General features: G+C 42.1%; 16 protein-coding genes. 7 read left to right on the forward strand and 9 right to left on the reverse strand.

Annotated features, from left to right (window positions below; genetic code table 11):
- The first annotated feature begins 20 nt into the window (after window positions 1-20).
- The 4 genes from ABIB39_RS06440 to ABIB39_RS06455 all read left to right on the forward strand — a co-directional run bounded on the left by ABIB39_RS06440 (window position 21) and on the right by ABIB39_RS06455 (window position 5,210).
- Window positions 21-1,619: an Eco57I restriction-modification methylase domain-containing protein gene (locus tag ABIB39_RS06440; protein WP_354428319.1), complete on the forward strand. Its 1,599-nt coding sequence runs from the start codon at window positions 21-23 to the stop codon at window positions 1,617-1,619.
- A complete protein-coding gene (locus ABIB39_RS06445) occupies window positions 1,619-3,262 on the forward strand; it encodes an AAA family ATPase (RefSeq protein WP_354428320.1) in 1,644 nt (547 codons plus the stop codon). Before ABIB39_RS06440 ends, ABIB39_RS06445 begins: the two co-directional genes overlap by 1 nt.
- 1 nt (window position 3,263) lies before the next feature.
- A complete protein-coding gene (locus ABIB39_RS06450; RefSeq protein ID WP_354428322.1) occupies window positions 3,264-3,941 on the forward strand; it encodes a hypothetical protein in 678 nt (225 codons plus the stop codon).
- Window positions 3,942-4,268: 327 nt separating this feature from the next.
- On the forward strand, window positions 4,269-5,210 hold the full coding sequence (locus tag ABIB39_RS06455) for a sugar phosphate isomerase/epimerase family protein (protein ID WP_354428323.1): 942 nt from the start codon (window positions 4,269-4,271) through the stop codon (window positions 5,208-5,210).
- 124 nt (window positions 5,211-5,334) lie between these two features.
- Here the strand turns inward: ABIB39_RS06455 and ABIB39_RS06460 are convergent, their stop codons facing one another.
- The 7 genes from ABIB39_RS06460 to ABIB39_RS06490 all read right to left on the reverse strand — a co-directional run bounded on the left by ABIB39_RS06460 (window position 5,335) and on the right by ABIB39_RS06490 (window position 16,002).
- Window positions 5,335-6,111, reverse strand: a complete 777-nt coding sequence (locus tag ABIB39_RS06460; protein WP_354428325.1) for a GLPGLI family protein — start codon at window positions 6,109-6,111, stop codon at window positions 5,335-5,337.
- Between the two features lie 31 nt (window positions 6,112-6,142).
- Window positions 6,143-8,971: an outer membrane beta-barrel protein gene (locus ABIB39_RS06465; RefSeq protein WP_354428327.1), complete on the reverse strand. Its 2,829-nt coding sequence runs from the start codon at window positions 8,969-8,971 to the stop codon at window positions 6,143-6,145.
- A 107-nt stretch (window positions 8,972-9,078) separates the two neighbouring features.
- Window positions 9,079-11,886 carry a S8 family peptidase gene (locus ABIB39_RS06470; protein ID WP_354428328.1) on the reverse strand — a complete coding sequence of 936 codons (2,808 nt, stop codon included), beginning with the start codon at window positions 11,884-11,886 and terminating at the stop codon, window positions 9,079-9,081.
- A gap of 71 nt (window positions 11,887-11,957) precedes the next feature.
- Entirely contained in the window at window positions 11,958-12,794 is an 837-nt protein-coding gene (locus tag ABIB39_RS06475; RefSeq protein ID WP_354428330.1) for a M57 family metalloprotease, read from the reverse strand.
- A 257-nt stretch (window positions 12,795-13,051) separates the two neighbouring features.
- Window positions 13,052-13,609 carry a dTDP-4-dehydrorhamnose 3,5-epimerase gene (rfbC, locus tag ABIB39_RS06480; RefSeq protein ID WP_354428332.1) on the reverse strand — a complete coding sequence of 186 codons (558 nt, stop codon included), beginning with the start codon at window positions 13,607-13,609 and terminating at the stop codon, window positions 13,052-13,054.
- A 2-nt stretch (window positions 13,610-13,611) separates the two neighbouring features.
- Window positions 13,612-13,914: a DUF4286 family protein gene (locus ABIB39_RS06485; RefSeq protein WP_354428333.1), complete on the reverse strand. Its 303-nt coding sequence runs from the start codon at window positions 13,912-13,914 to the stop codon at window positions 13,612-13,614.
- 246 nt (window positions 13,915-14,160) lie between these two features.
- Window positions 14,161-16,002 carry a tetratricopeptide repeat protein gene (locus ABIB39_RS06490; protein ID WP_354428335.1) on the reverse strand — a complete coding sequence of 614 codons (1,842 nt, stop codon included), beginning with the start codon at window positions 16,000-16,002 and terminating at the stop codon, window positions 14,161-14,163.
- Between the two features lie 103 nt (window positions 16,003-16,105).
- Here ABIB39_RS06490 and ABIB39_RS06495 point away from each other — a divergent pair, with 103 nt between their 5' ends.
- From ABIB39_RS06495 to ABIB39_RS06505, 3 genes are read left to right on the forward strand one after another with little or no spacing between them, the layout of a single operon-like run.
- Window positions 16,106-17,995 (forward strand): alpha/beta hydrolase family protein, encoded by a 1,890-nt coding sequence (locus tag ABIB39_RS06495; RefSeq protein WP_354428337.1) that lies wholly within the window; start codon window positions 16,106-16,108, stop codon window positions 17,993-17,995.
- Window positions 17,996-18,001: 6 nt separating this feature from the next.
- A complete protein-coding gene (locus tag ABIB39_RS06500; RefSeq protein WP_354428338.1) occupies window positions 18,002-19,645 on the forward strand; it encodes a sensor histidine kinase in 1,644 nt (547 codons plus the stop codon).
- Between the two features lie 15 nt (window positions 19,646-19,660).
- The gene (locus ABIB39_RS06505) at window positions 19,661-20,347 is read left to right on the forward strand and encodes a response regulator transcription factor (protein ID WP_354428340.1); all 687 of its coding nucleotides are present in this window, start codon (window positions 19,661-19,663) and stop codon (window positions 20,345-20,347) included.
- Between the two features lie 78 nt (window positions 20,348-20,425).
- On the opposite strand, the gene ABIB39_RS06510 is transcribed toward ABIB39_RS06505, so the two are convergent.
- Together ABIB39_RS06510 and ABIB39_RS06515 are read right to left on the reverse strand one after the other, a co-directional pair.
- Complete coding sequence (locus tag ABIB39_RS06510; protein ID WP_354428341.1) at window positions 20,426-21,073, reverse strand: class I SAM-dependent methyltransferase; 648 nt, start codon at window positions 21,071-21,073, stop codon at window positions 20,426-20,428.
- Window positions 21,063-21,956, reverse strand: a complete 894-nt coding sequence (locus ABIB39_RS06515) for a UbiA family prenyltransferase (RefSeq protein ID WP_354428343.1) — start codon at window positions 21,954-21,956, stop codon at window positions 21,063-21,065. Before ABIB39_RS06515 ends, ABIB39_RS06510 begins: the two co-directional genes overlap by 11 nt.
- Window positions 21,957-21,965 lie beyond the last annotated feature (9 nt).

The raw sequence follows: 21,965 nt of genomic DNA on the forward strand, positions 1-21,965 counted from the left end.
AATACCTTAGCAGCATAATTATGACTGAGAATATTACTCCGTGGCAAAATGAAAAGCCTTCCGAATATGCGGATCGATTGGGCGCATTTTATAGCAAAAAAGTCACTTCTGAACATAAAAAAAATTTAGGGCAATACTTTACACCGATACAGATAGCGAAATTTATAGGTGAACTTGCTAACAGTAACAAAGAGATTGTTAAAATACTTGACCCGGGATGTGGGATTGGCATACTTTCAGCTGCTATGGCTGAGGAACTAATTGTTATAAATCCGAGAATAAAAACCATTGAATTAGTCGCATTTGAAACAGATGTCAACTTACTTCCACTTGCAGATAATTGCTTGAATTATTTAAGACAATGGTTGTCAACTAGAAATGTCGAGTTGAGTTATTTTCTTTGTAAGAATGATTTTATTTTACATAACACTCATATTTTGACAGGAAAGCAAGATTTTCATGAGCAATATGATTTGATAGTTTCTAATCCGCCATATTTTAAACTGGCTAAAGATGATCCTAGAGCAAAAGCTGCGGAGACTATTATTTATGGACAAACAAATATCTATTCCATTTTTCTTTTACTATCTGCTAAATTGTTAAAACCTGGAGGGAAGCTAGTTTTTATAACTCCTAGGAGTTTTTGTTCTGGGAACTATTTTCGACTGTTTCGTGAACAATTTTTTTCGTTAGTTGATATAAAAAATATTCATTTATTTAAATCTCGTACAACAACATTTAAGAGAGATAAAGTGTTACAGGAAACTCTTATTATAGCAGCAATAGCTAAAATGAACATTTCGTCCAATCAGTTACATTTACCATTTGACCAGCCATCGCAAGGCTCTGTTATTATCTCTACATCGAGTGGGATTACTGATATTGATCAACGTACTTGGATGTTTTACTCGTTAGAATCGCTGATAGATAAAGAAAGCTTTCAAAAAACTCTTCATTTGCCTGTAAGCAGTAACGATGATCGGGTTATCAAAATATTTAGCAAATGGCATAATTCACTACATTCGTTAGGTTGGGAAATTTCTACAGGTAAAATCGTGGATTTTAGGAATGAAAAATTCATTTCATCAGAACCAACTGAAAGTACTGTGCCGCTGTTTTGGCTTCATAATGTTCAATATATGCATTATAAATGGCCAACCGAACAAGGCACAAAGGGGAAACCAAAATTGCAATATTTTATATCAACCGATGACTCCTCAAAATTATTAGTTTCAAATGTAAATTATATACTTTTACGGAGGTTTAGTTCTAAAGATGATGCAAGAAAATTGGTTGCATCGCCATATCTAAGTAAATCATTGAAGGCTTTTACCAATATAGGAATCGAAAATCATTTGAACTATATCTATAAAAGACAAGGTTCTTTAACTGATGACGAAACAATGGGATTATCGGCTCTGCTAAACAGTACACTGTTCGATAGATATTTCCGTACTTTTAATGGAAATATAAATGTCAGCGCAACTGAATTGAGAGATATAAAGTTCCCAAGTATTAAGAGCATTATTAAAATTGGGAAAGACGTTTTAAACAAAAGTGAAATAACTCAAAATAATATTGATGAAGTTATTTCTACACATCTTAAGATAAAACTTTAATGGATACTAAAGAAGATATCGAAGCTAAAATCAAAGAAGCGCAAGACATTCTAAAAAGTTTTGAGCTCCCTGGAGAACAGCAAGGGAAAATTCCTGCATTAACATTTCTTGCTTTATGTAACATTAAGCCAAGTGATTCTTGGGAAGATGGTGAAAGAAAGAGTTTGACTCTCTCTAAAGATATCATGGAATTTATTAACAAAAACTATGACGTAGAATACAAACCTAATACAAGAGAGTCGTTTAGAAAAAGTGCTCTTAAGCCATTTGTTACATATAATATAGCAGAATTAAATCCTGACGATCCCAACCTGCCAACAACAAGTTCTCTTACCCATTATGCAGTATCTTATTTGGTCTTAAATACGATCAAAAAGTACAATACCCCAGACTGGGAGTTAGCATTGGAAAACTATATCAAATACCGTAATCAAAATCCGACTGATGTTTCGCCATCTGTTTTTCTGAAAAAAATTAGCATTAATAGTTATAAATCAATAGTTAATGACACTATTGATTTAGGTAGATTTAATGTATTCATAGGTGTTAATGGTTGCGGAAAGACAAATATCCTTGAAGCTCTCGCAACAGTAGGTGCCGAACGTGCAAATGATTTAACCTTTGAGGGATTATACAGTAGAGGAGTACGTATTGCAAGACCGGATTTGATTTTAAGCTCATTTCTAAGTGACAGTCAAAAGAGTAGTATTGACATAAATCTTGCTTTTGAAAGTAACAATAATCAAGAAGAGTATAGATGTTCTTTAACTCCCGCTAATTTAAATGACATTTATACAAAATGGATAAATCTAGCTGAAGAAGAGTTATACCCAGATTTGTTATTAGAATATTTTGGAGAAATTGCGAGAAGTAATCCAGGGATTTCGGGAGATAGCTTGTTATTAAAAGTAAATGAATTAATTGCTACAAGGGGACTTAAAAAGGATAGAGATTTTGACTCGGTTATTTCCGATTATGCAATATTTGATTTAAACACGAAATCTTTAAGAGGAATAACATCCACAGATAGTAAAAAAACTCCATTAGGATTGAATGGCGAAGGACTTGATATTCTAATAGGAAGTTTTAACAGAACTGAAAGATCGCACTTAAATAAATGCCTTAGTTTTTTTGATTGGTTAGGTGAAATTATAGCAGATAAAGATGATAAGCTTAAGATGTTAGGTTTAAAACCAGGAAGAAGCATCTCCACTCTTTATTTTAGAGATAAATTTATGCAAGATAACAACAACACATTTTCAGCAGAAAACTCAAATGAAGGTGTTCTACATGTGTTGTTTTATCTAACATTATTTATCAGCAATAAAACACCAAAATTATTTGCAATCGATAATATTGAAACAGCACTTAATCCACGCTTATGCCAAGTCTTAATTTCAGAATTAGTTAAGCTTTCCAAAGACATGGGTAGACAATCATTAATTACTACCCATAACCCGGCTGTTTTAGACGGTTTAAATTTATTGGATGATGAACAAAGACTTTTTGAAGTTTTTAGAGATAGCGAGGGGAAAACAAAAACTAGGAGAATAAAATTCAAAGCCGATTTAAGTGATAAAAAATTCAAACTCTCCGAGATGTGGTTAAAAGGATTACTGGGCGCCGTTCCTAAAAATTTTTAGAATGAGAATAGGAGTGATTTCTGAAGGACATGCAGACAGGGCAGTTATTTCGAATATCTTAACTGGATTAACTGGTTTGGATATAAGTGCTTTTGAAGCTTTAAGACCGATATATACTATTGACGAAACAGACAAAGCCTATAAATCTCCACAAACATTTAGTTCTTGGTCTGTAGTAAAAGAAGAATGTGAGAATAGAGAATTAATCGATGGTTTTTTAGCTTTCGAAGGTCAGGACTTTATTGTAATTCACATTGATAGCGATAAAGCACATGAATATGGAATTGTTAGGCCCGACAAAAAATCTGAAACATATTGCGAAGATTTGAGGGGACTTATTATTCTGGAAATAAATGAAGCATGGTTTAAAGAAGATTTATCTGAATCAATTTTATATGCGATTGCTATTGAAGAAATCGATGCATGGATTTTAGCAATTTTTGAAGATGGTGACACTTCAAAACCATATGATGCAAAAGGCAGACTTGTTAAATTACTTAATAAAAAAGGAATCAATACAGCATCGAATTATGATAATTATTATTCTATTAGCAAACCCTTATCAAAGGTTAAGGTAATAGAGCGGGGTAAGTATTTAGACAAGAATTGTAGTCTAAAAGCATTTTATGAAGAAATTGAAACAAAAGTTTTACCTAAACTTCAACAAGAAATTACCTAAACCCGATAGCAGCGGATACCGGCCCTCGCGGTTAAGGCCTGGTGCAGTATAAGCGGATAGCGGGGCTACCGCTTCCGAAGTACCACTACAGCACCTTTACTTGTTGGTTTATTGGTTCATTAGTTTATTGATAAATAGTTTTATAGATAATGGTTAATTGACTTGAAGCCTTAACTACTAAGATCTACATGCCGTTCTTCGCAGGTACCATCAACCATAACCCGACACAATACCATCCACCACCAACCGCAGCTACTATTACCTCCCGATAGCTATCGGGAAACTAAGATCCAACCCACCCGCCATCTCCCGCAGCTACCATGAACTATGATCCATCAACTATCAACCTCCGCAACTACCACCAACTTTCCGCAAAATTCCTTACCTTACATCATAAACCAATTTATGAACAGAAGAGCATTTATATACAGCGGTGGGATGCTGGCGGCATTGTCGGCGTCGGCTGCACTGGCGGCACCCCTTAACGGACGGACGAAACCCGCGCGCGGCATACAGCTTTACATGGTTAAAGAGGATATGGAGCGCGACCCTGTTGGCACGCTGCAACTATTGGGCGCAATGGGCTACACCCGGATAGAAAGTTACGGCAGCGATAAGGGTATTTTTTGGGGCAAAACCAATACAGAGTTCAAAAAGATAGCGGCGGGCTACGGCCTTAACCTGGTAAGCACCCACTACAACCCCTGCACCTTACCCGAGTTTGATAAGCTGGCAGCAGATGCCGCGGAGATAGGGATGAAGTACCTGGTATGCCCATGGCTCGGCCCCCAAAAAAGCATCGGCGCTTTTAAAACCTTCGCCGATGATTTTAACCAGCGGGGTGCCATCTGCAAAAAGCACGGGCTTCGGTTTGGTTACCACCCGCACGATTACCCCTACAAACCGGTAGACGGGCAGCTGCCTATTGACGTATTGCTTGCCGGTACGGATAAGGACCTGGTAGATTTTGAGATGGATGTGTACTACACCGTAACCGAGGACGCCGACCCTTACGCCTACATGCGCAACCACAAAGGCCGCTTTAAACTGGCACACTTGCGCGATGTGTTAAAGAAACGCCTGCCGGCAGGGAGCAAAGAAGAATCGGCATGTGATATAGGCGAGGGGATCATCAACTTCAAAAAGTTTATAGCCACCGGGCAGGATATGGGTATGCGGTACTTTTTTGTAGAGCAAAGCCGCTTTCACCACGAAACGCCCCTGCAAAGCGCCAGTAAGAACGCGGGGTATTTGAAGAGAATGAGTTGAAAGTTAGGATTAGAGTCAAGAATCAAGAGACAAGAATCAAGAGTGAAAATAAAGAAAGCCTGTACAGCTTTTAACTGTACAGGCTTTTTGTTGTCTTGATTCTTGGCTCTTGTTTCTTAACTCTCTACAACAGGTAGATCTTAAAGAAGCGTTTACCGTATTCGCCCCAACCTTCCATGGCTTTGGTGAGGGTGGTTTTAAGGGCGGCAGATGTGGTTACTTTGCCTTTTACTGGTGCACGCAGGGCGGCTTCGGCAACGGGCAGGTCGGTAACTTTGGTGGCAAACCAGGTAACGTTTTCGTGCGGCAGGGCAAGGCCGAGGATCATCCCGGGTAAACCGCTAAATGATTCGGGGCCGCCGGATAGGGGGATCTCGTCGCTGTAAAAAGCCACCACATATATCGAATCCATCACAATGGCATTGGCGCGGCGGCACATGTAGCCTGCAATTTCGCGGGTTTCGTCGGTGATTTTCCAGTTGATCTTTCGTGCGGTATCTTTCACCAAAAAACCTTCGTCGAAAACCTTTTTAGCGGTAACGCTTAGGTTGGTATTAAGATCTGTTTGGGTGGTGTTAATTTGCTGCGCCAGGGGCATATCGCTAAACCAGCTGTTTGATGCCGGGGCGTTATCTGCAACCGGCGAATACAGGGTTTTGTTACTGCCGAAGGTTAGCGTGCTTTTAAGCACTTTAAACTGCGGGTTGTTTTTCTTGTATTGCTCAAAAGCGGGGGCGTACCAGCTTTCGTTATCCTTGTTAATTACGGCTTTAATTACACCGTACATATTCACCCTTTTCTCAAACTCGATAGTGCCGGATGTGGTGAAATGCGCGTTTTGTGCAAATAATGCGTTGCTGCCTATGAGGCAGGTTAGTAGTAATAATAGTTGCTTCTTCATCGCTATATATTTCTTATTGTTGATGCTTAACTTATTTTTTTGCAGGCGTACCGCCGCCCATTCCGCTAAAATCCCAGCTTATCGATAGCATATAATACCTGCGGATGGTAGTGTAACGGTTCTCGGTAATATAGGTGCTTGATGCGCTGCGGGTAAAGCCCTGGTTTTGGTTCAGTAAGTCGTTACCGCTTAGGGTCACTTTTAAACCTTCACCTTTCAGGAACGATTTGATCAAGCGGGCGTTGATAATGGTTTGGCGGAAATCGTTTGCGAACGATTGTGTAGCCGCCGTGTATTGGTATTTTCCATCGCTGCTTACTTCTATCTTCCACGGCAGGTAAACCTGCATCCAGTAACTGGCACTAAAGCCACGGCCATTGTTGTTGATATCCTTATTAATGGATGATTGCCCAACGGTATAATTAGGGCCGCCACTCAGATATAGCGAATATTTTTTTTCTTTATTTTTAGACAGTCCTAACTCGCCGCCGTAAGTATTTGACTTTGTTTTGTTGAGCACGTTATCCTGCAGGCTGTAATAGGTGTTACCATCGGTATTAAGCCTCGCGTTGATGTTAAGTCCTGCAAAACCGAGTTTACGGCTCATATCAACGTTCAAGTTAAAGTTGTATGGTTTTTCGCCGGGTAGGTTAACTGCCTGGGTGGTGCTTTTACCCAATGTTTTATCGGTAACAACGTTGTTAATGATAGGGTTTGTAGTGAATCCGTAGTTGCCATTCAGCCATACCGATTGATCGCTCAGTACCTTGTACATATTGTAATAACCGTAAAAGTTGTTGCTGAACGATGGCTTTAAGTTAGGGTTACCAATGGTGATATTCAGTGGGTTGGTATTTACCACAATAGGCTGTAACTGATCTATAGTTGGTTGTTGCTGGCTACCGTAATAACCAAGGTTAAACCCACTGTAGGTAGAGATCTTGTACGAGTAATTTGCCTGCGGCGCCCAGTTGGTAAAGTTACGGCTTACCGCCATGTTGGTAACCTCGTTCTCCTGCTTGTAATCTACATTGGTAACGCGTGTGCCAAAGCGCAGGTTGCTTTTGCCTTTTTTGTAGTTAAAGTTAATGCCACCCTGGTTTGAGGTTTGGTTAAAAATGTAGTGGTTGCTTAGCGCGGTATTTAGCTGGTCGTACCCGGTGCCTCCCGGGGCTTTATCGAACGATTTCCGATCCGCATCGCTGTTATTTAAACCGAAGCCATAGTTAAACACAATAGCCAAAGCTTTGGTGAGGGGCTCGGTATAGGTTATATTAGTATTTAACCTTGATGTTTTGGTGTTATCTGTTTTACGCTGATCAATGATCTCCTGGGTGGTTGGTAAGCCGGTAAGGCCAAAGTAATCTATCTCCGATTTCAGGAAGCCATCCGCTTTGTTTTCGGTGCGGCCCGCGGTTACGTTAAATGAAATGGTACGGCCCGGTTTCTTAAACTTTTTATTGTAGAAGATAGTGGCATTGTACAATTGCTGGTCTACGCTGTTATTGATGCTTTTGCTGTTGGTATTCAGCAGGGTTTCATCCGCGCGTCTGCTGGTAGAAGTATCCCTGGTGTGCGTATCGCTGTTTTTTTGCGTTGCATCCATTGAGATCTTTAGGTTTGATGTAGTATCCAGCTTTACAGAGTATGTAGCATCCAGCTTTTGCCTGAAAATGCTGTTGTTGAAGGTATTGTCGGATACGCTTTTGATCACCCGGTTTGCTGTTGGGTCGGCAGGGTTTTCGGGTAAGTTTTGCTGCGTCCTGTCATTACGGGTACCGTCAACCTCTAACGAGCCTGCTTTGTAATTGGTGTTTAACGCGTATTTATCGTTCTTCCATTTATCATCATAGTGCACACCACCTGTATAGGCCTTAGGGATCCCCTGGTTATTATAACGACCATCAAACGAATCCAGTTCGTCACGGTTACCGCTGCTAAAGTACATACCGCCGTCATCACTAAACTGCATGCCATCACTGGTGCCCAGTTTATTGTTATCCTGCCAACTTAGGCCTACCTTACCGGTGTTTGCACCAACGCCGTAAACACTAAATTTCTTTTTACCCTTAAATTTATTGTAAAGGCCTTGTACCTGGTAGTAGCCATCGGTACCAATACCGGCATCTACCTTGCCAAAGTAGCCGTTCTTTTTATCTTCTTTTAGTTTTATGTTGATGGTTTTGGTTTTTTGCCCGTCATCAATACCGGTAAAGGTAGCCTGGTCGCTTTTTTTATCATAAACCTGCACCTTATCTACCATATCGCCACGGATGTTTTTGGTAACCAGGGTAGGGTCGTCACCAAAAAATTCTTCGCCATCTACCAGTACCTTTTGTACGGTTTGGCCCTGGGCGGTTATTTTGCCATCCTTATCTACCTGTATACCGGGGAGTTGTTTCAGCAGGTCCTCAACCTTAGAGTTGGGTTGGATGGTGTAAGCCTTGGCGTTAAACTCGGTTGTATCGCCTTTTATCTTTATGGCGGCAACCGTGCCCTTAATAATAACTTCGTTCAATAACCTCGATTTAAGGTTCATGGCGATGCTGCCAACGTTAAAAGTGGTTTTTGCAGAATCAAGCGTAAAGTGTTCTACGTAATCGGCGTAACCGGGGTAGGTCACTAATAGGATGAATTTGCCTTTGTTAAGGTTATTTAAACTAAAAGAGCCGTTTGCCGACGCCCTTGTAAACTTACGAAGGGTGGAGTCTTTAGCATTTAATACGCTGATAGATGTATTAACCAGTTTTACATGGGCAACGCTATCAACAGATACTCCTTTTACGGAATAGTTGGTTTGCGCAAGCGCAGATAGAGAGCACATGAAGCAGATTACAAGTGCTGTAATTGTGAATTTCATACTTAGGTTTGTAAGCTACTAAGATATAACTAAAATCTTAGTAGAAGATGTTAAATCTTTGTTAAAAAGTGTTAAATCTGCTTTTAGAGTACACAGTCACACTTTTGTTACGGAGCCTTGATTACTTTAGCACTAAAAATCACTTTCCCTTTTTGGGTGATAACACTGGTATAAACGCCCGGCATTACGTTTATAGGCACGGTGTTTTGCAGGCCGTTAAAAGTTTTGGTTAAGCTTAACCGCCCTATCGAATTATAGAGTTTTAACTCATAATCGTTTGCTTCTCCGCTTAAAATAGTAAGCTGTGTGTTAACAGGATTGGGGTATAGCGTAAACTGGTTACTTTGCAAAAGTATGGCGCTTGCAAGCTCAGAGGTAACATTGAAACCATCGGCGGTGGTAAGCTTTGCCCTGTAATAATTAATACCCTTTTTTGGCGATGCATCGGTAAACCTATATTCAAGTAACCCATTGTTAACAGTGCTTGTGCCGAAGGCCGTGTATTGACCTGTGCCGGTCAATTTCTCCCAGGTGATGGTTTTTAGGTTTAGTGTACTACCCACCTGCAGGCTAAGTTCAATAGTTTTATTATCGGTAACCTCGGCCAGCAACGTACGGATGTAACAGCCTACCCCCTGGTTGGTAACGTCAATAGTCACGCTTCTTACACCTTCAAAACCGTTACCCCGTGCGCTAACGGCAAAGTATGTTGATGATTGCGCATCTGCCGGGATAACAATGGAAGTATCTGTAGCTGTAGTTAGCTTTTGGAGCAAATTGTCTTTTATGGTGTAAACCACGTAGCCTGTAGCGCCGGGTTGCGGGTTCCAGTGCAGTTGCGTGCCTGTGGTACAGTTATAGCCCACCTGCATGGTTAATGGTTTAGAGATGGTAAACTCCCTGCTAATGTGATCTTGGTTGTAGATGCGCATCCTTAGCATTGCCTGTGTAAACTTATCGGGAGTTTTCCATCGGTAGCTGTTGCCACGTAATGATACCCCGTTTGCCAGCACCTGCCAGGTAGTGCCATGATCATAGCTCACACTTAAATTGCCTGTAGCATTGCCAAAAGTGCTTTGCCAGCGCAGGTAATTCTCGTCATCGCCCAAAAACTCATTTTTACCTGATGGCGACGTCCATTCAAATTGGTTGTTGAGCTTGTTTTGATACGCCACATAAAAAGCTTGCGGGCCTTGGGTTACCCTGCTGCCGTTAATGGTGATGGTGTAAACGCCTGCCGGCGGATCTTGCAAGGTTACCTGCTCGGTATTATTCAGCGTGTCGCGTTGCCTTTTGGCAGGGGCTAAAAGCGAGTCGGTAAGTGGGAAGGTGCTTAGCGACCATGGCAATAACTTTGTGCCACCTGCTGTTTTAACCGTTAGGTCGAGGTCATTTATCAATGCATAAGGCGCATTCAGCTTCGCCGGGGCATCATTCCAAACTAAAGAAACTTTTAGCAGGTTACAGTTTGCGGGGACGGTTATTTGGTAACTTGTTTGGCCCTTATCAACTACGTTGCCGGTTTTAAACCTGCCGTCGGTTATGGTTCTGATAGCTTCCAACCCATTCAGTTTGCCATAGCCTGTTTTAAAATCAACAGCAGGTATGCCAATATCATCGGCACTGTTTATTAAAACAGCTTTTATTAGTGCTGATGAAGGGAGTAACGTAAACCGTTTTTTATAAGCCTGCTGCAACAAAGCCACCGCGCCCGATGTAAGGGCTGCCGCACCCGATGTGCCGTCTTCACCATCGGCAACCAACTCTGGTTTAACACGGCCATCATAAGCCGGGCCTGCCGAACTTAATGTCTCCGGTACATCTGTGCGGCCTGTGCCACCAACAACCAATACATTTTTAGCCTGCTTAAATGTACCGGACAGGTTGGCCATATTAGCTATTCCATTGTACAATCCTGTAGAAGATGTAGTTGTACCGATGTTACCAGATGAGAATACGTGGACGATATCATCATTCTCATATACCTGTTTATCGTAAGCCCCGGCTTCGATACCGTAATAGTTTTCAATACCGGTACCGTAAGAGTGGTTTTGAAGACTGATGTTAAAAGTTTTAAATGCGGTGATGGTATCGGGCAAAAGCCTCGCAAAATCCGACGAGGTAAATTTTACCGCCGGGGCCGCGCCTTTGCCTTTAATAAACGAATTGCCATTACCACCTATCAGCGTAGCCATAATGGTAGCATGACCGGAGTTGTTTTCGGCAGGGGTAACGGAGGTAAAAGAACGGCCAAGCAAGTCAAGATCGTCTGCATCATAGCGTTCTTCTTTTACGCTTACGTTGATGCCGTTGCCGTTTATGTCTGCAAAATTGTCTGTTATTGCCGCCAGGTTATTTGCGCCAAGGTCAAGGTCGTCTATAACCAGTTCGGCGTGCGGTTTCCTGTCCAGCCCTGCAAAAGTGATGTCGGGTTGCTGTAGCAGGGCGGGCAGTTGTTTCAACTGTATTTTTATGTTGACCACATTGCCATTTTTAGAAACAATTGTGCCGTATTTTCTTATTTGAAGGAGGGTGCTGATGCTTTGGTTTTTAAGCACCAGGTTAACAACCTTGGTTGCATTTGGGTGGCTGCTGTTTAACAGCGCCAGGTTGTCGTCGGCTTTCCATAAGGCGTTTGCCGGTACTGCGCTAACAATGTTTTCTGTAGTGGAGATCGCGCCGCGCGATGATGCGATGTAATAGTTGTAGGATACCCGTTTTACAAGGCTTAAGTTTTTTAATTGGGAGGGATGGTTTACTTTGATAAGGTAGTATTGTAAGCTATCGGCTTTAAAAACCCCCGCCACAGGTGAGGCATACATTTGGGTTACCGATAAGTCGCTTAATTTTTTTTGGGCGTATGATATGTTAAAGCAGGCAATAAAAAGAAAAAGGCAAATGGTCTTTCTTATCATATCTATACAAAACAAGGGGGAGCCGGTAAAACTCCCCCTTAAAGTAAAACTATTTAGTTGATCTCGAAAGCTTAGTACAAATAGTTAAGTGCTATTTTATCATTAGCGTTAAAGGTGCGGTCGCCGCCATTAGAGCAGGCCAGCATCCATGAAGCAGCATCAGCTGTAGATGGTGTGCCCGGGATAAGGATAGCACCTATGTTTGATGCACCTTCGTTTACGGCAGTACCACCACAGCTGTAAGCGCGGTTAAAGTAATCGGTATGGCGGAAACCAATGCAATGGCCCATCTCGTGCTGTAAAACAGATGTTAAATAGTTAACATCCGGGTTACTGCCATAAGCCTGCGCGTTAGTGTTCATTTGGATCTGGCTGTATGGGTTTCCTTTTCTGGTAGGGAAGCCCGATGAGCCTAAAGTAATGTAACCACCGCTTGGACCCTCATTAAACCCAATGATCTGGATTTGCCCGCCGCTGCTTACAAACTGGAATTTTAGGCTTAAATTAAGCGCATTGTAACGTGTAATTGCGTTTTGCGTGGCCGTGGCATACACAGTAGGCAAGTTAGATATTGAAACCGTAACCGTGCGCGGCAGGTTTTTTACCAGGTTGGTGGTTCGGTACTGCTCAGTTTCAGCAATTCGAACATTTGGGCTGGTACTTGCCTCGGTCAGGTTTTCTTCAGTTAGTAATATGTCGCCTTCTACCAGGTAACCATCATTTACTTTACGCACCTGGTCTGTACTAAATCCAAGGTCGTTGATGTTTTTTAATACGGCTGCAGAGACCTCGGTTTTTGACACCGCGGATACGTCGTTAGTGGTTTTGTTGTCTTTTGTACAGGCAAATAAAACGGTTGCGCCAAACGCAGCGATAACGCCTGTTTTAAATAATAATCTTGTTTTCATGTGTTTGAAAGTTGTTTAGTGTTTCGATAAGTTAATTATAGATGTATTGTAGCCGGCCAGCTATGTATTGTATACGAAAGCAATATAACAAAGTTTCATCTGAGTTAACAAATAATTAATTTATTTCTTGAAGAATAAACAGTGGGGTTGTGAAAAAATCGTAGAGCGAAATATAAAAGAAATACGTCATATCAATTAATTCCGAAATAAAACGAATTAATTGATATGAAATAATGTATTGACTGATAAGTGCTGCTTTAAAACTTAAAAGGGCTTTTGAAAGATGCGAAAGACGGTAGGGTTTGGTCTTTAGCAGATAGTATGGCATCCATTTCATTTACGCCCCAGCCAATAGCTAATTCAGGGTCGTTCCATGCCGCCGCGATCTCCGAGTCTTTATGAAAAAGGCCACCGCTAACTTTGTAAACAAAAATAGTATTGTCCTCCAGGGTAGCGAAACCATGCAGGCAGCCGGGTGGTACCCAAAGCTGTAATTTATTATCGGCACTAAGTTCTACCGCAACATGCCTGCCATAAGTAGGCGAGCCTTCGCGTACATCAACCGCTACATCTAACACCGCACCCTGCACTACCCTAACCAGTTTGCCCTGGGCATGAGGAGGTGCCTGCGCGTGCAAACCACGTACTGTATTTTTTTGAGAAAATGATTGGTTATCCTGCACAAAATCGGCTTCGATGCCGGCCTCTGCAAAAGAACGCTTGCTATAGCTTTCATAAAAATAGCCGCGTTCATCGCTTATTACTTTTGGCTCAAATATTAGTACGCCGGGAATAATGGTTTCGCTAAAGCCCATGGTTAGTCTACGGTTTTCATTAATGTATTGAATAATACAAACCGCTCGTTAAATTGTTGTTGGTGAAGGTCCTGGTGTTTAAACAAGTGCTTGGTATAATATTCCTGGAATTGTTCAATGGTATCGGCATTAAATTGTACGCAATAAGTAATACCGTCATTTGGCGAATCTACAATGGTAAGCAAACGGTACGAGCTGAAGTAACCGGTAGCCATCACTAACGGGATGTGTACATTCTTCATCCAGTCCAGCCATTCCTGCTCAACGGTATCATCTAAAATTACGGTGTCGTTATATACAATCATGGGGCAAAAGTAGTAATGATTTTTGGATTGTGCAGGTGATTATTATATCACGTTAATGAATACTCATTGCCGTTGGCTTCAGCCAACGGGAGTAATGGTGGATGCTTGGCTTTAGCCCAATTGCGACTATTTTGGCTAAAGCCGGATTTGCATTTCTTGAATCCGTCCCATAAATGGGACGGCAAAGAACTTTTGAGCCCTTGTTTTGCCGAACAAATATTAACTAAGGCCTATTACTTTCTCTATCTAACTCGCGTCATTCTTGTCGCCCCTTAAAACCCGGAATCTTTTTCGCGCATCGTTTATCCAAAGGCTGGCGGGGTAATTCGTAATTATTTTTTGGTAGTAGCTTTTGGCGATGTTGGCATCATTTAGCTTGGTTTCGTAGATGTCGCCAAGCATGTAAACGGCGTCATCTGCCCAAAGGTCATCTGTATGTTTTTCGGAAATGGTTTTTAGTATTACCACTGCGTTGGCAAACTCCTTTTGCTGGATCAGGATGCGGGCTTTTGCCATCAATATATCAGCTTCTAAAGCATTACCCGGATATTTTTTGTCGATGCTATCCAACGTGATCATAGCCTTCGCGGGCTGTTCGGCAAAGATCTGCAGATCTGCACGGGCGTAGATCTTCAGGGCGTTGCCACTGCTATCGGCATGCAGGTTATCAGATATCAACAAGGAAAGATTAAGTGCATCGTTGGCTATCAATTGCGTAGTGGCGGCCTTCAAAATATCAAGCTGGCGGCGCGCCCAGTTAAAATCGCCGGTATAGTAGGCCATTTTGGCGTTACGTAAAAGCGCTTCCTGGGCAATATTACTGTTAGGGTTATCTTTTTCCACCTGGCTGTATAATAGGGTAGCATCCCAGGGTTGGTTGTTAAGCAGGTAAACATCGCCAAGGTCAAGCTTGCAAGCAGCAATGAGGGCGGGCCTTACACCCTGGATGGCAATAGCGCTTTCCAAAAGTAATTGCGCGTCTTTTAGTTTGTGCAGTTTAAAAGCCTGCAGGTTAGCAAGCCTTTCCATCGCGAAAACGGTGCCGCGGCCACGGCCAACTTCATCAAGCAGGCTCAGGTAATCTTTTTCAAGCCCAAGCAAATCTGCCTGTACATATTTGCCCGATGTTACTTTAAGGTTTTTGGTGTTGATAAGCTCTACCTTGGCCGAAATGTAGTTGGGGCTATCCTTATCACCTTTGCCAATAATATACTCGTATCCACGGATGGCGGCATCATAAGCTTCGTTAGTAACCAGTGTGCGGCATAGTTCAAAAATGGCGCTGCCATCATCATTTTGCCTGCGGCTTAAGGCAAGCGACTGATTAAGCGCCATGTCATACTCTTTTTGTTGCAGGTATTGCCAGGTAAGCAGGTTAGGGTATATGATCTGCTGCGGGTCTTTCTGGATGCGTTTCAGCAACGCAACTTTCAGCATCTCATAATCTTCGGGGCCTTCGTAAACGCTGGCCAAGGTACTTTCGGCCTGGCTGATGAATACCGGGTTGGTTGGCAAAAAGTTAAGATATTCTTCGGTCAGTTCCTCCTTATCGCGCTTGTATCGGTAAAGCGTTATCAGTTCAAAGGCAAAGGCCGATTCGTTATGAATAAGTTTGCGCCCCTGCAAAAATATCTTAATGGCATAATCGGCATTAGCGCTCTGGTAAAACTGTGATGCAATGCCGGCAATAGCATTTTGGTCGGCGGGCAGGTTTTTGATCAAATCGTTATACAACGCATCTGCTTTAGCAGTATTTCCCTGTTGGGTATAAACAGAACCCAGCGCAATGGTGTACTCGTTATTGCCCGGATATTTACGCAGCATTTTTTTGGCGATGGTTTCGGCATCATCGTACTTTTTAAAGTTTAAAAGCACGTTAAAGTACTGTTGAAAGTAAGCTTCGCCATCCTGTTTAAACAGCTTTTGATAGATCTCGAGCGCTTTTTGCTGTTCGCCGTTTGCGGCGTACTGGCGGGCCAGCTGCAAGTCGTTATTTTGGGCAAAAAGCTTTGTGCTGCAAATAAACAGTGCCAGCAATAATACGCTTAGTTGCCTGATAGTTTTTTTATAGTTTAGTGCAGCCGGCATATATTATATGTAACGTAAAAAGCGGGTAAAATTGTAGTGACATTTGTACAAAGGTTAACTAAAATAACTAATTTGACCACTCTTTACAATTAGGATAAACCAAATGTTGGGTCGTTTAAGATCATTTTTATTTGTTACCATAATACTATTTGCCTGCGCATGTAAACAAAACAACGTAAGGCAAATACCTGTTAATGATTTTTTTAAGACACCCGAAAAAAGCTTTTTCAAGATCTCGCCCGACGGCAAGTACATTTCTTATTTAAAGCCTTATAAAGATAAACAAAATATATACATCAGATCGTTAGAGAGCGGGGCCGAGCAAATGGCAACCACTTTTACCGATTACTCGGTACGCGATTACACCTGGACGTATAATAATCAGATCGTTTTTACGCAGGATATTATCGCGGTAGATGAGTTTAAGATCTACACGCTTGATGTTGCTACCCTAAAAATTAAAAGCCTGGTAAATTTGGATAAGGCACGCATCCGCATTCTTAACCGCAACCGCCAGCAGCCCGATGTTATTACCGTGGCCATGAACAAGCGCGACCCGGTTAACTTTGATGTGTACCGCCTTAACGTAAAAACCGGCGAACTAAAACCATACTTGCTCAACCCTGGCAACATCACCAAATGGTACCCGGATCCGAACGGTAACATCCGCCTGGTAAAGGTATCTGACGGGGTAAACGAGAGTATACTTTACCGTGCAAATGACAACGTCCCGTTTAAATCTATCATCAAAAGTAACTTTAATGATAAGGTAGAACCCATTGCCTTTGCCGGCGATAGCGATAATTTCTATGCGCTATCAAACGTTAACCGCGATAAAACCGTACTGATAGAGATAGACGCTAATACAGGTAAAGAAAATAAGGTAATATATGCCAGCGATAAAGCAGATATTTTAGATGTAGGCTACTCTAAGATAAAACGCCGGATAGAGCTGGTATCATGGGAAGAGGCTAAAACGCAGAAGCATTTCCTGGATAAGGATATCGAAAAGCTTTACAGCAACCTATCTAACAAAATAAAAGGCAACCAAATAGATATTGTTGACCGCGACAGCGCCGAAAATAAATTTATTATTTCGGCCTCTAATGATAAAAACCCCGGTTCGTACTTTTTATACGAACGGAATGCAGATAAGCTAACCAAACTGGCAGATATAAACCCGGAGATTAGTTCGGCGGAGTTATCTGATATGGAGCCGGTTTCATTTAAGGCGGGTGATGGTATGTTGATAAACGGCTATTTAACCATTCCTAAGGGAAAAGACAGAAAGAACCTGCCTGTAGTAGTGATGCCGCACGATGGTATCTGGGGCCGTAATTCATGGGATTACAACGCCGAGGTGCAGTTTTTGGCTAACCGTGGTTATGCAGTTTTCCAGGTAAACTTTAGGGGGTCGGCAGGGTATGGTAAGGCGTTCCGGACGGCCGGCTTTAAACAGGTTGGCGGTAAAATTCAACAGGATATTACCGATGGCGTGAAATGGCTTATTGCAAACAAAATAGCCAATCCTAAAAAGATAGCCATATTTGGTGGCAGCTTCGGTGGGTTTTCGGCACTTTATGGTGTATCGTTCCACCCCGAATTATATAACTGCGCTATCGTGAAGTACGGGCTGATCAATTTTTTTACTTACTTAAAGGATGCGCCGCCATTTTTTAAGCCTTTCTTAAAAATGACCTACGAAATGGTGGGTAACCCCGAAACGGACGCCGATCAATTGAGGGCTATATCGCCGGTTTTCCATACCGATAAAATTAAAAGTCCGTTACTGATATTCCAGGGTGCCAAGGACCCGAGGGCTAACATCAGCGAGCTAAACCAGTTTGTGCGCGAACTTAAAAAACGTAATGTGCCGGTAACCTATCGCCTAAAAGAAAACGAGCGTGCCTACTTTAAAAGCGAGCACAACCGTATGGAGATGTACGCCGAGATCGAAACTTTCCTGAACGCCAATATGCAGGTTAAACCTTAACCTGTTATGCAAGGGCAGAAAAATCTATATCGCAAAAATTTCTCGCTGATAACCGCTTTTCTGGTGTTGATAACAGTGAGCCTTGTTATAGCGGTTATTATCTCATACAACCTTACTGCCAAGTATGTAGAGAATGAATTTGCATCCAAAAAAATAGAGGTGCTCGATCAAACGGTTAAGCCCTACAACGATTTCTTCCAGATCAAGATCCCCGAGATAACCTCTTACCAGGGCTTTATGGATTCGGCCATTGCGGCAAGCTACTCGGCAACCGTATTTAAAAGCTACCCGTTTGTGCGCCGTGTTTTATTTTACGATATGCAAATAGGCAACCCGGCATCCAAGGCAAAATTTAGCAACAACGCCGGGATCTCTGTAAAGGCGATTTATCAATACAAACCTAAACGGGGCAGTGTAAGGGGCGTTAAAGATATGGCCTGGTCCAATACCGACGATTTTAGGCAGATGGCCTTAAAGCTGGGCGATTTTATCAGCGTGGCAGATACATCAAGATTGCCAACACAAGACGAGATCTTCCGGACGTTTTACAATGTAACGCCCGATAAAATTAGCTACCTGAATATTCCCCGCCGCGAAGATATCCGCATCTACAAATCGTTGCTCAAGAACCAGAATGTTAAGGCTTTTTATAAACAAAATATGATGACCTTTTTGCTGGATGCGCACCAGTTAAAAGTAAAAAATACTCATCCCGAACTTTACCAGCAGGTAACCATACAACCTGTGGTTTATGACCCGCTTGATGTTGAGGGCGGCCGTAAAGTAACCGAGGCCGCGCTTACCGGGGCATTCTCAAACTTTAAGCTCTACTTTATATCCACCCAGGAACACTTGAACCATGAGATAGACCGCCGCTTTTTACCAATCGGCGCTATCGTATTACTTATATATTTCTTTTTGGTGTTGATTGGTTGGCTGATATATCGCAACCTGAACATCAACTTAAAGGTGTTTAAACTGCAGTACGACTTCATTAATAACTTTACCCATGAGTTTAAAACCCCGGTAAGTGTTATAAAAATAGCAGGATCTAACCTGAAGGGTGATGCCGAATTGAGCGAACGCCAGCGCCGCCATTACGGTAAAATATTGGATGAAGAAGCCGATAAGCTCAACGAATTGATGAACAAACTGCTTTCGTTTACCCAGTTAGAGAACCGCTCTATAACCGTAAACCGCGAGGAAATATATGTTAAGGAGTTTGTGAACGGTTATATAGATACCTTTAAAATAAAATACCCCGATTTTAAACTGGAGTTTAATATAAACGGCGTCACAAAGTTCCACAGCGATCCGGTACTGCTGGGCAGCATTTTCCAGAATTTGATGGAGAATGCATACAAATATTCGCACCCGGGCAAAAAAGAATTAGTTATAAATATTAAGCCCGAAAAACGCAATATTGTATTTTCATTTGCAGATAAGGGCATAGGCATGGCCCATTATGAGCAAGGCGATGTATTTAAAAAGTTTTACCGCATAGAAAACCAGTACAACCAAAATGGAAGCGTTGGATTGGGGCTTGCTTTTTGTAAAGAACTGGTTAACTTTATGAACGGAGAAATTGACGTTACAAGTAAACTTAATGTAGGTTCAACTTTTATAGTAACGTTACCGTTAGATAATTAGACAATCATTATAACAATGAATAAAGAAATTAAAATAGCATTGGTAGAAGACGATGAGAACCTTAAGTTTTTAGTATCAGAACGCCTGCAAAGCGAAGGATATAAGGTTTTAGAAAGCGGCAATGGCGAAGAAGCCGAAGCGATGATACTTGCCGAGCAACCCGATATTGTACTTTTAGATTGGATGCTTCCCGGAAAACAGGGTAGTGAGGTATGCGCCAGTCTGCGCGAAAAGGGTTTCGACAGACTGATTATCATGATGACAGCCAAGGCCCAGGATATTGACAAAATTGGCGCCTATAACTTTGGTGTAAGCGATTACATTACCAAGCCATTTAATATGGATGTATTGGTGGCGATGATTGATAGTAAGATCAAATTCTCGCTTAACAACGAGAAGGCAGAATCGCACAAGTTTGGTAATATGGAACACCTGCCAAATACCCACTTGCTGATACGTGACGGCCGCAAAACCGAGCTTACCATTTTAGAGAACCGCATATTGCTATACTTCCTTAAAAACAAAAACAAGGTGATAAACCGCGAGGAACTGATGATGGAAGTTTGGGGTTACAATGCCGATGTAAATACCCGCACGCTGGATATGCATATTGTACGCCTCCGCAAAAAGATAGAGAACAACCCCGATTCGCCAACCTACCTGCAAACGGTAAGGGGTATTGGGTATAAGTTTGTTTATTAGGAATAATGTCCGTTACGTCATTGCGAGGTACGAAGCAATCTCTTTAAGCATATCCATATTGCAAGGTGAATAATTGTCCTAAAGAGATTGCTTCGTACCTCGCAATGACGCTCTTTTATAACCCCTGGTCACTATAAAATCGCCGAAAACTGTTTTCTCTTCTATAACCTTATAGCCATTTAGGTTAAACTGTTTTGCCACATCCGGTAAATGCCGGGACTCAACATCACATACTATTTTAAAAAACAACAACATGCTTTTTAGCATAGCATATTGCCACCACCTGCCCGTTAATTGAAAATCAGTATTAAACCAAAGGCCGCCGGGTTTAAGCGTTTGATGGACGTGGTTAAATATTACGGGTAGATTGTCATCTGTAAAATTATCAAAAAGAAAGGGGGTTATCACCACATCGTATTCTTGTGATAGCCCTGCTTCTTCTACAGGTTGGTTAATAAATATTACTTTATTCCTGCCGATGTTTCTGTTTCGGGATAGTGCCATCATATTGGCCGAGATTTCTACATAGGTGATGTTTAAGCCCGAAGAATGTATCTTAGCAACCTCTTCTAGGATCCACCCGGTGCCGCCACCAACTATCAGGATGTTTGAATTTGGAGGGATTTTTGGTAAAAGATAAACTTGGGCATTTACCAACGCCTTGCCAAAAACCAGCCGCGAAAGGCGGTCGTAAAAACTTGCCGAGTTATCGTAGTTAGCCGGCATAGCTGCCGTATATCAAACCAAACCCTATCATGATCACATATTGCAAGATCAATACACCATCCAGGTAAAAGAAATAGTAATACTCATCTTTTTCCCTTTTCGATTTAAATATCAGCCAGCCCATCAATACGGCAGTGACCGTTAAAGACCAAAAATCCACACTAAAACCATTGTTCCTGAACAGGAAAAGCAAAACGATATAGCCGGCAAGCAATACCTGGCAAAAAAGGTAGGCGTTCTTTTCGCCCCAGGCAACGGGGATGGTTTTAAGGCCGGCCTGGCGGTCACTGAACAGATCGCGGATATCAAAGGGGATTGCCAGGGCAAATATCAGCAGGAAACGTTTGGCTACAAGGATGGTAATGTCCCTTACAGAAACCTCGGCCATATGCAGGTCTTGCGCTTCTAATACGGGTAGCAACACACAACTCATGGTCCATACCAGGGTTATTAAAAATGTTTTTAGCCCCGGGATATTGCGTAATCCGAATTTTTGCTCGCCAATGCTAAAAAGTGGCAAGCTATAACAAAACGACAGTATCGCTGAGAAGATCAGCAAGATCCGCGACTCCATCGATAGCATAAAGAATAGCGGGATAAGCGACAATAGGCTAACCATGGTAAACGTTACCATCAACCTGTAATGCTCGAAAAACCAGCGCACGCGTTTGTAGGGCGACCGTTCGGGATGCTTTGGCTTGCTTAATAAAATGCTGAAATTGTAGATACCGAGCGTGGAAGTGAACAGCAACGCCAATACGGCATAAACCGGTTTAGAATCGATCAGATGGAAAGTGACCAGAGCCTGCGCCACCGCGCAAAGCGACATGAAGATGTTACTGAACAGCAAAAAATCAAACGCGCTTTGGAGAGCTTTTTTCATCGGTTTTTG

It is taken from the genome of Mucilaginibacter sp. UYP27 (assembly GCF_040547175.1).
Lineage (GTDB): Bacteria > Bacteroidota > Bacteroidia > Sphingobacteriales > Sphingobacteriaceae > Mucilaginibacter.

What these genes read in the sequence shown, in the direction of transcription:
- ABIB39_RS06440 (WP_354428319.1), top strand. Translation starts at nt 21, where the DNA reads ATGACTGAGAATATTACTCCGTGGCAAAATGAAAAGCCTTCCGAATAT.
- ABIB39_RS06445 (WP_354428320.1), top strand. Translation starts at nt 1,619, where the DNA reads ATGGATACTAAAGAAGATATCGAAGCTAAAATCAAAGAAGCGCAAGAC.
- ABIB39_RS06450 (WP_354428322.1), top strand. Translation starts at nt 3,264, where the DNA reads ATGAGAATAGGAGTGATTTCTGAAGGACATGCAGACAGGGCAGTTATT.
- ABIB39_RS06455 (WP_354428323.1), top strand. Translation starts at nt 4,269, where the DNA reads ATGATCCATCAACTATCAACCTCCGCAACTACCACCAACTTTCCGCAA.
- ABIB39_RS06460 (WP_354428325.1), bottom strand. Translation starts at nt 6,111, where the DNA reads ATGAAGAAGCAACTATTATTACTACTAACCTGCCTCATAGGCAGCAAC.
- ABIB39_RS06465 (WP_354428327.1), bottom strand. Translation starts at nt 8,971, where the DNA reads ATGAAATTCACAATTACAGCACTTGTAATCTGCTTCATGTGCTCTCTA.
- ABIB39_RS06470 (WP_354428328.1), bottom strand. Translation starts at nt 11,886, where the DNA reads ATGATAAGAAAGACCATTTGCCTTTTTCTTTTTATTGCCTGCTTTAAC.
- ABIB39_RS06475 (WP_354428330.1), bottom strand. Translation starts at nt 12,794, where the DNA reads ATGAAAACAAGATTATTATTTAAAACAGGCGTTATCGCTGCGTTTGGC.
- rfbC (WP_354428332.1), bottom strand. Translation starts at nt 13,609, where the DNA reads ATGGGCTTTAGCGAAACCATTATTCCCGGCGTACTAATATTTGAGCCA.
- ABIB39_RS06485 (WP_354428333.1), bottom strand. Translation starts at nt 13,914, where the DNA reads ATGATTGTATATAACGACACCGTAATTTTAGATGATACCGTTGAGCAG.
- ABIB39_RS06490 (WP_354428335.1), bottom strand. Translation starts at nt 16,002, where the DNA reads ATGCCGGCTGCACTAAACTATAAAAAAACTATCAGGCAACTAAGCGTA.
- ABIB39_RS06495 (WP_354428337.1), top strand. Translation starts at nt 16,106, where the DNA reads ATGTTGGGTCGTTTAAGATCATTTTTATTTGTTACCATAATACTATTT.
- ABIB39_RS06500 (WP_354428338.1), top strand. Translation starts at nt 18,002, where the DNA reads ATGCAAGGGCAGAAAAATCTATATCGCAAAAATTTCTCGCTGATAACC.
- ABIB39_RS06505 (WP_354428340.1), top strand. Translation starts at nt 19,661, where the DNA reads ATGAATAAAGAAATTAAAATAGCATTGGTAGAAGACGATGAGAACCTT.
- ABIB39_RS06510 (WP_354428341.1), bottom strand. Translation starts at nt 21,073, where the DNA reads ATGCCGGCTAACTACGATAACTCGGCAAGTTTTTACGACCGCCTTTCG.
- ABIB39_RS06515 (WP_354428343.1), bottom strand. Translation starts at nt 21,956, where the DNA reads ATGAAAAAAGCTCTCCAAAGCGCGTTTGATTTTTTGCTGTTCAGTAAC.